This is a genomic window from Nonomuraea sp. SBT364 (assembly GCF_001083785.1).
Lineage (GTDB): Bacteria > Actinomycetota > Actinomycetes > Streptosporangiales > Streptosporangiaceae > Nonomuraea.
Genome location: NZ_LAVL01000224.1, coordinates 1 through 12,244, shown reverse-complemented (window position 1 = coordinate 12,244; position 12,244 = coordinate 1). Strand labels below are relative to the sequence as shown.

Sequence of the window (12,244 nt, the reverse complement as noted above, 5' to 3'; positions counted from 1 at the left end):
GGGCTGTTGTCATGGGCGGATGACGGCTTCGGAGACCCATCGGGCCATTGAGGCGGTGTGGCGGATCGAGGCGGCGCGGGTGATCGCCGGGCTGGCCGGGATGGTGCGCGACGTCGGCCTGGCGGAGGAGCTGGCGCAGGATGCGCTGGTGGCGGCGCTGGAGCAGTGGCCCCGCGAGGGGGTGCCGGGCAATCCGGGCGCCTGGCTGATGACCGTGGGCAAGCGCCGGGCGGTCGACCTGATCCGGCGGCGCGAGCGGTTCGAGCGCAAGCTGGCCGAACTGGGACGGCAGCTCGACGACGAGGAGGAACTGCCCGGCGCCGAGGAGATCGAGGACGACCTGCTGCGGCTGGTGTTCACGGCGTGCCATCCGGTGCTGTCGACGGAGGCGCGGGTGGCGCTGACGCTGCGGGTGCTGGGCGGGCTGTCGACGGACGAGATCGCGCGCGCGTTCCTGGTGCCGGAGCCGACGATGGCGCAGCGGGTGGTGCGGGCCAAACGGACGCTGGCGGAGCGCGAGGTGCCGTTCGAGGTGCCGCAGGGCGCGGAGCTGGCGCAGCGGCTGGCGTCGGTGCTGGAAGTCATCTACCTGATCTTCAACGAGGGCTACGCGGCGACGGCCGGCGACGACTGGATGCGGCCGGGATTGTGCGAGGACGCGCTGCGGCTGGGGCGGGTGCTGGCGGGGCTGATGCCGAAGGAGCCCGAGGTGCACGGGCTGGTCGCGCTGATGGAGATCCAGGCGTCGCGGGGGGCGGCCCGGGTGGGGCCGTCGGGCGAGCCGGTCCTGCTGCTGGAGCAGAACAGGGCCCGCTGGGACCGGCTGCTCATCGGCCGGGGCCTGGCCGCGCTCGGCCGGGCCGGGGAGCTGGGCGGGGCGATGGGCCCGTACGCGCTGCAGGCGGCGATCGCCGCCTGTCACGCCCGCGCGCTCACGGCGGAGGAGACCGACTGGGTGCGCATCGCGGCGCTGTACGAGGAGCTGGCGCGCCTGTCGCGCTCGCCCGTGGTGGAGCTTAACCGGGCGGTGGCGCTGGCGATGGCGTACGGCCCGGCGGTGGGGCTGGGGCTGGTGGACCAGATCGCCGGGGAGCCCGCGATGAACCGCTACCACCTGCTGCCGAGCGTGCGCGGGGATCTGCTGTTCAAGCTGGGCCGGCATGCCGAGGCGCGGGCGGAGTTCGTGCGCGCGGCGGGCCTGACGCGCAACGAGCGTGAGCGGCGGCTGCTGGAGGAGCGCGCCGAGGCCTGCACCTGATCAGACTCGCCCGGAGTGGTGCGGAAAAGGTGCGCATGAGATGGGAGCGCTCCCAAATGGCTATATGAGTGCTTTGGCCCTAAAAATCCTGTTTTAGGGTGCTCAAACACCCCAGAGGTAACGGTTGAGTTTCGGGACGTTGACGTCCGCACGCCATACGGGCACTCTTTGTGGGAGCGCTCCCAAAGACTCTCCTCTCGCGGCGCAACCCGCGATGCACCTCCCACGATCCACACCCAAAAGGGGTACGGAATGATGAACCACAAGCGCTTTGCTGTCTCCGGTGTCATGGTCGCGGCGCTGGCCGTCGCGACGGCCGCGTGTGGCGGCGGCGACCCGACGACGCCGGCGGGGGCCGGCGAGACGACGGCGGCGGCAGAGCCTGTCACGATCAACGTGCACACCTTCGGCGGCGGCGAGAACTTCGGTTACGACGCGGCCGTCGAGAAGTGGAATGCCGAGCACCCGAACATCCAGGTCAAGTACACGAACCTGACCGACCGGTTCGAGGACGTCTATCTGCCGCAGCTGCTGCAGCGTCTGCAGGCCGGCAGCGGCGCCGGCGACATCGTCGGCATCGACGAGGGCGCCATGGGCCTGATGGCGGCCCGCCCGCAGTTCTTCACCGACCTGGGCGAGCACGGCCTGCAGGACCGCAAGGCCGACTTCCCGGCCGCCAAGTGGGAGGCGGGCGTCAACGCCGACGGCAAGCTGTTCGCGCTCGGCACCGACATCGGCGGCATGACCATGTGCTACCGCAAGGACCTGTTCGAGAAGGCCGGCCTGCCGACCGACCGCGAGGAGGTCGCCAAGCTCTGGCCGACCTGGGACGCGTACATGGAGGCCGGCAAGAAGTTCCAGGCCGCCAACAAGGACGCCAAGTGGATGGACGGCCCCAACACCATCTACAACGTGATCCTGTCGCAGGAGGCGCCGAAGAACGGCAACGTCTCCTACTTCGACAAGAGCAACCAGCTCGTCCTGGAGACCAACCCCGCGGTCAAGACGTCCTTCGACTGGGTGCAGAAGTTCAGCCAGCAGGGCCTGACGGCCAAGCTGCAGGCGTTCAGCCCGCCGTGGAACAAGGCCATCAAGGGCGGCGACTTCGCCACCATGGGCTGCCCGTCGTGGATGCTCGGCGTGATCTCCGGCGCCGCCGGTGACGGCAACAAGGGCAACTGGGACGTCGCGTCCGTGCCCGGCGGCACGGGCAACTGGGGCGGCTCGTGGCTGGCCATCCCCAAGCAGACCAAGCACCCGAAGGAAGCCGCTCAGGTGCTCAACTACCTGACGGGCAAGGAAGGCCACGTGGCGGCCTTCAAGGAGGCGGGCGCGTTCCCGAGCTCCATCCCGGCCCAGCAGGACCCTGAGGTGGCGGGCCTGAAGAACGAGTACTTCAACGACGTGCCGACCGGCGAGATCTTCGCGGCCTCGGTCAAGGACCTGCAGCCGGTGTTCCTCGGCGAGAAGCACGCGCAGGTCAAGACCTCCGTGGAGAAGGTGCTCGAGGGCATGGACCAGGGCGCCATCGGTTACGACGAGGCCTGGACGAAGTTCATCGAAGCGGGCGTCAAGGCAGCCGGCTGACGGCTCGCCTTCAGGAAACGGGTGGCGTCCTCCCCCACGGCGGACGCCACCTCACTCCCGCCCCGGCTCGAAAGGCCCTTCATGACTCTCCAACTCGCGCCGCCGCGGCATGCGTCCGGCAAGCGGGCGGCGCCCAGGCGGCGGATGACCCGCTTCGACATCAAGGGGATGCCCTATCTCCTGGTGTCCCCTTATTTCCTGCTCTTCGCCGTTTTCGGGATCTTCCCCCTGGTCTACACGCTCTGGCTGTCGCTGCATGACGCCGAGCTGGCCGGGGAGCGGACCTTCTCGGGCCTCGCGAACTACGCCGAGCTGATCGCCGACGCCGAGTTCTGGAACGCGGTGTTCAACACGGTCGGCATGTTCGTGCTGGCCACCGTCCCGCAGATCATCCTCTCGCTGATGCTGGCCAACGCGCTGAACAAGCGGCTGCGCGGCCGGCTGCTGCTGCGCCTGGGCGTGCTGCTGCCGATGATCACCTCGGTGGTCGCGGTGGCGGTCATCTTCAGCCAGCTCTACAGCCGCGACTACGGCCTGTTCAACTGGGTGCTCGGCCTGGTGGGCATCGACCCGATCGCCTGGCAGAACGAGAAGTGGTCCTCCTGGATCGCCATTGCCACGATGGTCGACTGGCGCTGGACCGGCTACAACGCGATCATCCTGCTCGCCGCGATGCAGACGATCCCCAAGGACCTCTACGAGGCCGCGGCCATCGACGGCGCCACGGCGCGACGCCAGTTCTGGCAGATCACCCTGCCGATGCTGCGCCCGACGATCGTCTTCGTGGTCTTCATCTCCACCATCGGCGGCCTGACGCTGTTCACCGAGCCGGTGACGTTCGAGGGCGAGCAGATGATGACCGGCGGCACCACCGGCCAGTACCAGACGGTGGCGATGTTCATCGTGGAGCAGGCCTTCCGGGGCAGCTTCGAGATCGGATACGCCTCCGCCGCCGCGTGGCTGCTGTTCGTGCTGATCCTGATCGGCACCATGGTCAACTACTTCTTCACACGCCGCATCGGGGGTGCGCGATGACCGTCGGACAACCGACCGGCCGCCTGTGGGAAGCGGGGGCTCTCACCAAGGTCGTGCTGGCCCTGGCGCTGCTGATGTCCGCATTCCCCATCTACTACATGTTCATCATGGCGACGCGGACCAACGACGACGCGCTCGACGTGCCGCCGCCGCTCCTGCCCGGCGGCCACCTGGGCGAGAACATCGAGCGCCTGCTGACCACCGAGGACGCCTACTTCATCACCGGCCTGATCAACTCCGCGATCGTCGCCACGACCGTGACGGTGTCGGTGGTGCTCATCTCGACGCTGGCCGGTTTCGCCTTCGCCAAGCTGCGCTTCCGCGGCTCGAAGGTGCTGCTCGGCGTGATCCTGGTGACGATGATGGTGCCGTTGCAGCAGATGGGCATCGTCCCGCTGTACGAGCTCATGGTCACGCTCGGCTGGACCGGCCAGCTCCAGGCGGTGATCCTGCCGTTCCTGGTCAACGGGTTCGGCGTGTTCATGATGACGCAGTACGCCTCCCAGGCGGTGCCCGACGAGCTGGTCGAGGCGGCCAGGGTCGACGGGGCGTCCACCATGAGCATCTACCGCAAGGTCATCCTGCCCGCGCTGCGGCCCGGCATGGCGGTGCTCGCGCTGCTCGTCTTCATGCAGACGTGGAACGAGTTCATGTGGCCGCTCATCGTGCTGCTGCCGGAGAACCCGGTGGTGCAGACCTCGATCGCGGCGCTCAACCAGGCGCACGGCACCGACTACGTGATGCTGTTCGCCGGCACCGCGGCGTCGGTTCTTCCTCTCTTCGTGGTTTTCGTGCTGTTCGGCCGGCAGATCGTCGGCGGCCTGATGGAAGGTGCGGTCAAGGCGTGACGACTCAGGAGGAGCAGACCCGCTCCGAGCTGCGATTCCCCACAGGGTTCGCGTGGGGTGCGGCCACCTCTGCCTACCAGATCGAGGGGGCGGTGACGGCCGACGGCCGCGGCGTCTCCATCTGGGACACGTTCACCAGGACGCCGGGCAGGGTGGTCGGCGGCGAGCACGCGGACGTGGCCATCGACCATTACCACCGTTACCGGGACGACGTGCGGATCATGGCGGACCTGGGGCTGAGCGCCTACAGGTTCTCCGTGTCGTGGCCGCGCGTCCAGCCGTACGGTTCGGGACCCGTCAACCACAAGGGCCTCGACTTCTACAAGCGACTGACCGACGAGCTCCGCTCGCACGGCATCGATCCCTGGCTGACGCTCTACCACTGGGACCTGCCGCAGGCCCTGGAGGACAAGGGCGGCTGGCCGGAGCGCGACACCGCGCTGCGCTTCGCCGACTACGCGGCGGCGGTGCACGACGCGCTGAAGGATCACGTGCACACGTGGAGCACCGTCAACGAGCCGTGGTGCGCGGCCTTCCTGGGTTACGCCTCGGGCGAGCACGCTCCGGGACGCCGTGAGCCCGAGAACGCGATCCGGGCCGCGCACCACTTGAACCTCGCCCATGGACTAGGGGTCCAGGCCATGGGCGCCAGGCGGGTGGGGGGTTGCGTGAACCTCTACGCGATCACCCCGGCCACGGCCAGTGAGGCTGACCAGGACGCTGCCCGGCGCATCGACGGGCTGCAGAACAGGTTCTTCCTCGACGCGCTGCTGACGGGCCGCTATCCCCAGGACGTCCTGGACGACCTGGGGATGGACCTGTCCTTCATCGAGGACGGTGACCTGAAGACCATCAACGCGCCGATCGACGTGCTGCTGGTCAACTACTACAGCCGCTTCACCGTGTCGGGCGAGTCCGGCGGGAAGGCGTCGGCCTCGGCCGCGCCGACCGAGACGGGCTCGCCGTGGATCGGCAGCGAGCACGTGTCGTTCGTGAACGGCGGGCGGCCCGTCACCTCGATGGGCTGGGAGATCGACGAGGACGGGCTGGTCGAGGTGCTGCAGCGGGTGGCGCGCGACTACCCGCCGGTCCCGCTGGTGGTCTCGGAGAACGGCGCGGCCTTCGAGGACGTGCTGGAGGACGGCCGCGTGCGCGACGCCGAACGCCAGGCCTACTTCGAGGCGCACCTGCGCGCCTGCCGCACCGCGATCGACGCCGGTGTGCCGCTGGAGGGCTACTTCGCCTGGTCGCTGATGGACAACTTCGAGTGGGCCTGGGGGTACGGCAAGCGGTTCGGGCTGGTCCGCGTCGACTACGAGACGCAGCAGCGCATGCTGAAGGACAGCGCGATCTGGTACGCCGAGATCATCCGGCAGAATAGGGCCCATGAACCGACCGACTCTTGAGGCAGTCGCAGCTCTGGCCGGCGTCGGCCGCGGCACGGTGTCGAGAGTCATCAACGGCTCGCCCAACGTGAGCGAGAAGGCCCGCGAAGCCGTGCAGCAGGCCATCCAGGAGCTGGGCTACGTGCCCAACAGGGCGGCCCGGGCGCTGGTCACCCGGCGCACCGACACGGTCGCCCTGGTGGTGTCGGAGTCGGAGTTCCGGGTGTTCGACGAGCCCTACTTCGCCGGCACCATCCGCGGCATCGGCTCGGCGCTGACCGAGACGGGCCTGCAGCTCATCCTGGCGATGGCCCGCTCGCGGCAGGAGCACGCCCGGCTGGAGCACTACCTGACCGGCCAGCACGTCGACGGCGTGCTGCTGCTGTCGCTGCACGGCGACGACCCGCTGCCGGGCCGGCTGGAGGCGATGGGCGTGCCGACCGTGCTGGGCGGCCGGCCGGTCGGCCCGGCGGCCCCCTACAGCTACGTCGACATGGACAACAGGGCAGGGGCCCGGCAGGCGGTCAAGCACCTGCTGGGCCTCGGCCGTGCCCGGATCGCCACCATCGCCGGGCCGCAGGACATGGGCGTGGGCGTGGACCGTCTGTCGGGTTACCGCGACGCGGTCCTGCCCACCGGCCTGCCGGAGCTGGTGGCCTACGGCGACTTCTCCGAGGAGAGCGGCGAGTCGGCCATGGCCGAGCTGCTGGCCGCCCATCCCGACGTCGACGCGGTGTTCGCCGCCTCCGACCCGATGGCGCTGGGCGCGATGCGGGTGCTCAAGGGGGCGGGGCGGGCGATTCCGGGCGACGTGGCGGTGATCGGGTTCGACGACTCCAAGGCGGCGCTGCACGCCGACCCGCCGCTGACCACCGTGCACCAGCCGATGGAGGCGATGGGCCGGCAGATGGCGCTGCTGCTGGTGGCCCGCATCAACGGCGAGGAGCTGCGCCAGCCGGTGGTCATCCTCGACACCCACCTGGTGCGCCGGGAATCTGCCTGACCTGCCGTTATCATTGCTGAAACCGTTTACAACCCCGTCGAGAGGACGTCCGTCGTGCCCCAGCTTGTCGGTGGCGGCTACACCGCGCAGGTGAGCCGTCGTGGTGCCGCGCTCAGGACGCTGAGGCACGGCGAGCGGGACCTGGTCACCTCCTGGCCCGAGGGCGGGCCGGTGCCCTATTTCGCGGGCACCATCCTGGCGCCGTGGCCCAACCGGATCGGCGGCGCCCGTTACACGTTCGAGGGCCGCGCGCACGAGCTGGCCGTGACCGAGCCGGAGCGCGGCCACGCCATCCACGGGCTGGTGGCGCGCGACGACTGGGAGATCGCCGAGGCCACCGGCTCCCGCGTGCGGCTCACGTACCGGATCGACGGCGCGCCCGGCTATCCGTTCACGCTGGAGCTGGCCGTGACGCACGAGCTGGGCGAGCGGGGGCTGACCACGACGGTGCTCGCCCGCAACGCCGGCGAGCACGACGCGCCCTACGGGTGCGGGCCGCACCCGTGGCTGCTCGGCGACGAGCTGGAGGTGCCGGCGTCGAAGGTGCTGCTGCCCGACGACGCGCTGCTCCCCCGCGCGCTGGCGGACGTCTCCGGCTCCCCGTACGACTTCACCCGCGCGAGGGCGGTGGACGGGACGGTCGTCGACCACGCGTTCACCGGGCTGGCGCGGGGCGAGGTGCGGGTCGGCGGGGTGCGGCTGTCGTGGGACCCGGCGGTGCTGCCGTGGGTGCAGGTGTGCACCAGCCGTCAGCTCGGCTACGAGGGCGTGGCGGTGGAGCCGATGACGTGCCCGCCCGACGCGTTCAACTCGGGCACCGACCTGGTGGTGCTGAAGCCGGGCGGCGAGCATGAGGCGCGCTGGACGATCGGCGTGGCCTGACGCCACACTGATCGCGTGGACAGTAGGACGAAACGCCGGTTATCCCCCGCCGAGCTCGACGCTCTCGCCCGCCGCGCCCTGGGCGCCGGGGTCGCGGGGCACACCGAGCTGACCGACGGCTACGCCAACGCCGTGTGGCGGCTGCGCCTGGACGACGGCCGCGAGGTCGTGTGCAAGCTGGCGCCGCCGCCCGAGTTCGACCAGCTCAGCTACGAACGCAACCTGCTGCGCACGGAGGCGGCGGCCTGCGAGCTGGTGGCGGCGGCCGGGGTGCCGGTGGCGGCGCTGCTGCGGGCCGGGTTCGACGACCCGGTGCTCGGCGGCGACTACCTGATGCTGGCCGCGCTCGACGGCGTGTCGTGGAACGACGTCAAGCCGGGCAACGAGAGCGAGCTGCGGCGCGAGCTGGGCGGGCTGATGGCCCGGTTCAACTCGGTGACGGGCGAGGTGTTCGGCTACCCGCAGGCCGGGATCACCGGCGCGACCTGGCGGGAGGCGTTCCTGGCCATGGCCGGGGCGCTGCTCGGCGACACCGGGCGCTACCCGACGCCGCTGCCGGCGCCGCCGGAGCGGATCATGGAGGTGCTGACGTCGGCCGCGCCCGCGCTGGACGAGGTGACGACGCCGCACCTGGTGCACTTCGACATCTGGCCGGGCAACGTGTTCCTGGACGTGTCCGGGACGCCGCGGATCCAGGCGATCATCGACCACGAGCGGGCCTTCTGGGGAGACCCGCTGGCCGAGTTCGTCACCCCGACGCTCTTCGGCGAGCTGCGCGAGGACGATCCGATGCTGGCCGGGTACCGCGAGGTGCGCCCGCTGGAGCTCACCGCGTCCGCGCGTACCCGGCTCGACCTCTACCGCGCCTACCTGTCTCTGATCCTGCTGGTGGAGAACGGGCCCAGGCAGTACCCCGAGGAGGAGTACGCCCGGGTCCGCGACGCGGCGTTCAGCTCACTGGGCCACCTGCTGGATCGCCTCGTAGCGCTCGCCCCGGGGTCCCTCGCGTAGGTCGCGGCACTGGCCGCCGCTCACGCCGGTGACCTTGTTCGGCACGCCCAGGTCGGCCGGGGCGGGGCTGTTGGCCGAGCAGGTGAGCGCGCCCTTGACGGTGCTGCCGGACACGGTGGGCGCGGTGTTGCGGGTCAGCGCGGCCGCGCCCCGCAGCTCGGCTCCCACGACGGTGAGCGTCCCGGTCCGGTCGGCGGCCAGCGCGCCGTCCACGCGGGCGCCCAGCAGGTGCAGCTCGGCGGCGCCGGAGGCGGTGAGGGTGCCGGAGATCCGGCCGCCGTCGACCACCAGCGACGCCCCGGCCCGCACCTTGACGGCCCCCGTCACGGTGGCGCCGTCGAGGCAGGTGACGCCGTCCGTCACGGTGAGCGGGCCGCGGTGGGCGCCGGTGACCGTGCGGGTGCAGGCGGGCGGCGGCGCGATCGTGGTGACGGTGAACGACCTGGCCGCGCCCGCGTTGCCGGCGGCGTCGATCGAGCGGTACTCGACGGTGTGGCGTCCCCGGGGCAGTTTCCCGTACACGAGGTGGTCGATGACCGTGCCCTGCTCGGAGAACGTCCACGGCAGCGCCGAGGAGGTCGGCCAGCCGAAGTAGTTGAACCAGCCGTCGCCGTCGACCCGGGACTCCGACACCACGTACCCGTCGCGGTCGTCGTCGCCGGTGAGCCGCATCGTGAACGGCCCGTTGTAGACGTAGGTGTCGCCGGCCCCGGCCAGCGGCTCGGACAGCTCGTAGCCGGTCGCCGGGGCGACGGCGTCGACCGTCCAGGTGAGCGTGTCGCCGCCGAGGCCCGCGGTGAGCCGGTGCGTGCCCGGGCTCAGGTCCAGCTCGCCCAGGTCGAGATCGGTGCCGCCGTCGCCGACGCGCTCGCCGTCGAGCTCCCAGGTGACCTCCGGCACGGTGGCGGCCGGATGGGTGGTCTCCACGTGGACGACGTCCTCGCCGCCGGCCGGGCGGTCCGTCGGGGTGGAGGAGGTGAAGCCGGGCTCGACGCCGTCCGGCGGCGTGCTGAGCGCGGTGTCGACGGTCCACGTCCTGGTCGCCGTCAGCGCGGCCCGCACGGCGGGATCCCGGACGAACTCGGTCGGGTCGGTGACGGTGGCCCGGACCGTGTGGGTGCCGGGGGTGAGGCCGAGGGTGCGCAGGTCGAGCGTGTCGGCGCCGGTGGGCAGGTCCTCGCCGTCGACGTTCCAGGTGGTGGTCAGGCCGTGGCTGACCGGGCGCATCGGCTCGACCCAGAGGACCCGGTCAGCGCCGAGCGGCTGGTCCGCGGGGGTGGCGTCCTGGATCACGGCGGTCTTGGCGGTGATGCGCTGGACCATGACCTCGCGGCTGACCTGGTCGAAGTAGTAGCCGAGGGTCTTCATCATGGAGTGCGCGCTGGGCCGCCACACGCCCGTGGTGGCGTAGAGGCCGCCCTCGTGGCGGCCGATCGGGCCGCCCGACTCGCTGGGCTCGCCCAGCCAGCGCCACCACTTCGCGCGCTGCTCGCTCATCTGCCGCTCGGTCAGCAGGGTGTGGTGCGCCGAGGACGGCTCGCCGCCGCCGTAGGCGCCGCCGGGGACGCCGCGCTGGTAGTAGTCGTACTCGTCCTGCAGGCCGCCCAGCGAGTGGCCGAGCTCGTGCGGGCTGATCAGGGCCGACATGGCGTTGCTGCCCGACGCGGTCGCGTACGAGCCGCCCGCGCCGCCGTACGTGCCGCTGTTGCCCAGGGCGAGGATCTGCCGGTTGCCGGGCGTGGTGCCGGTGACCAGGTTGGCGTAGCGGTTGGCGGCCGAGTTGTCCATGGTGATGAGCCGCTGCACGCTGCCCGGGTTGCAGCGGCCCCAGAAGCCCATGCTCAGCGGGGTCGTCCTGCGCGGCGAGGTCAGGCCGGGGTCGCAGCTGATGCCCGACTCGCCGGAGACGATGTCGACCCGGTAGACGTTGATGTAGTTGCGGTAGGACTTGAACGGCTCGATCGACCACATCACGTTGAGGTGCCGGTCGACGTCCCGGCCGAAGTCCGCCTGCTCGGCCCCGGTGTAGCCGTCGCCCATGACGATCAGGTTGAAGCGCTTCTCCGGCGCGCCGGTGACCTGCACGGGGACGACGGTGGCGACGCCGGGCTCGGCGGCGGCGGCCGCTGGGGAAGGGACGGACACGACTGCGGCGGCCAGCACGAGGGCCGCGATTGTGCGCATGCCCAGCACTATCGGCCCGGCCGGGCCGGGCGTCTCATCCCATAAGGGCATAACGCCGGCATGATAGCTTCTGCCGGATGAAGCTGGAGCTGCGGCATCTGGAGACGCTCCGGACCATCGCCGACCAGGGCAGCGTCACCAGGGCCGCCGCCACGCTCGGCGTCTCCCAGCCCGCGCTCACCGCCCAGCTCCGCCGCATCGAGCAGGTCCTCGGCGGGCCCGTCTTCACCAGGGACCACCGCGGCGTCACCGCCACGCCCTTCGGCGAGTTCGTGCTGGCCAGGGCTCGCGTCGTGCTGGCCGGGGTGGACGACCTGCTGGCCGCCGGGCCGTACGAGCTGGCCGGGCAGGCGGTGCGGATCGGCAGCTTCGAGCACCCCGTCGTCGTGCCCCTCGTCGCGAACCTGGCGCGGGCCTTCCCCGAGGCGCGGATCACGCTGCAGACCGAGCACTTCGTCCGCGTCCTGGTGGACATGGTGGCCAACGGGCGGCTCGACGTCGCCCTGGTCGCCGACTACCCGGGGCACGAGCTGCGGGCCCAGCCGTCGCTCGGGCTGGAGGCGGTGGCGGTGGAGCCGGTGTTCGTCGCGCTTCCCGCCGCGCACCCGCTCGCCTCCCGGGCCGAGGTGGAACTGGCCGACCTCGCGGGCGAGCCGTGGGTGCTGCCGCCGCCGGACGGGCTCGGCTGGCCGGAGCACCTGCTGGAGGCATGCGGGCGGGCCGGCTTCACGCCCCGGGCGCGCTACCAGCTCATCGGGGCCGGGGTGCGGGGCGAGCTCATCGGCGCCGGGCACGCGGTGTCGGCCTGCCAGGCCCTGCACGACCCCGGGCCCGGCGTGGCCGTGCGGCCGCTGGCGGGCAACCCGCTGTGGATGCGGCAGGTGCTCGTGTGGCGGCCCGCCTTCGCCGCCCACGTGCCGGCCCTCCTGGACAGTGCCCGCGCCGCCCACGCCGCCGTCGCCTCCCGCCGCCCCTCCTACACCTCCTGGCTCACCCGCCAGCCCTGACCGCCGTACGCACCTCCCCCACCCCCCGTCTCTTATAAACATCT

Annotated in this window: 10 protein-coding genes; 9 read left to right on the top strand and 1 reads right to left on the bottom strand. The window is 71.3% G+C overall.

Going from position 1 to position 12,244, the window contains the following annotated elements; translation table 11 throughout:
- Positions 1-19: 19 nt before the first annotated feature.
- The 8 genes from ADY59_RS43690 (at position 20) to ADY59_RS43655 (ending at position 9,009) form a co-directional block, all read left to right on the top strand.
- Entirely contained in the window at positions 20-1,258 is a 1,239-nt protein-coding gene (locus ADY59_RS43690; protein ID WP_063780970.1) for an RNA polymerase sigma factor, read from the top strand.
- A gap of 252 nt (positions 1,259-1,510) precedes the next feature.
- Positions 1,511-2,845: an ABC transporter substrate-binding protein gene (locus tag ADY59_RS43685; RefSeq protein ID WP_049576108.1), complete on the top strand. Its 1,335-nt coding sequence runs from the start codon at positions 1,511-1,513 to the stop codon at positions 2,843-2,845.
- A gap of 81 nt (positions 2,846-2,926) precedes the next feature.
- Positions 2,927-3,880, top strand: coding sequence for a carbohydrate ABC transporter permease (locus tag ADY59_RS43680; protein ID WP_049576110.1), 954 nt, complete (start codon positions 2,927-2,929; stop codon positions 3,878-3,880).
- Positions 3,877-4,728 (top strand): carbohydrate ABC transporter permease, encoded by an 852-nt coding sequence (locus ADY59_RS43675; protein ID WP_049576105.1) that lies wholly within the window; start codon positions 3,877-3,879, stop codon positions 4,726-4,728. Before ADY59_RS43680 ends, ADY59_RS43675 begins: the two co-directional genes overlap by 4 nt.
- A complete protein-coding gene (locus ADY59_RS43670; protein ID WP_049576102.1) occupies positions 4,725-6,134 on the top strand; it encodes a GH1 family beta-glucosidase in 1,410 nt (469 codons plus the stop codon). Before ADY59_RS43675 ends, ADY59_RS43670 begins: the two co-directional genes overlap by 4 nt.
- Complete coding sequence (locus ADY59_RS43665) at positions 6,115-7,116, top strand: LacI family DNA-binding transcriptional regulator (protein WP_049576099.1); 1,002 nt, start codon at positions 6,115-6,117, stop codon at positions 7,114-7,116. The genes ADY59_RS43670 and ADY59_RS43665 overlap by 20 nt, the downstream gene beginning before the upstream one ends.
- Positions 7,117-7,170: 54 nt before the next feature.
- Positions 7,171-7,998 carry an aldose 1-epimerase family protein gene (locus ADY59_RS43660; protein ID WP_049576097.1) on the top strand — a complete coding sequence of 276 codons (828 nt, stop codon included), beginning with the start codon at positions 7,171-7,173 and terminating at the stop codon, positions 7,996-7,998.
- A 15-nt stretch (positions 7,999-8,013) separates the two neighbouring features.
- On the top strand, positions 8,014-9,009 hold the full coding sequence (locus tag ADY59_RS43655; protein ID WP_049576094.1) for a phosphotransferase family protein: 996 nt from the start codon (positions 8,014-8,016) through the stop codon (positions 9,007-9,009).
- Here the strand turns inward: ADY59_RS43655 and ADY59_RS43650 are convergent.
- Positions 8,953-11,193: a M64 family metallopeptidase gene (locus ADY59_RS43650; RefSeq protein ID WP_049576092.1), complete on the bottom strand. Its 2,241-nt coding sequence runs from the start codon at positions 11,191-11,193 to the stop codon at positions 8,953-8,955. The two genes, ADY59_RS43655 and ADY59_RS43650, sit on opposite strands and share 57 nt — an antisense overlap.
- A 77-nt stretch (positions 11,194-11,270) precedes the next feature.
- Between ADY59_RS43650 and ADY59_RS43645 the strand changes: the two genes are divergently transcribed.
- Positions 11,271-12,200 carry a LysR family transcriptional regulator gene (locus ADY59_RS43645; RefSeq protein WP_049576089.1) on the top strand — a complete coding sequence of 310 codons (930 nt, stop codon included), beginning with the start codon at positions 11,271-11,273 and terminating at the stop codon, positions 12,198-12,200.
- Positions 12,201-12,244: the final 44 nt, after the last annotated feature.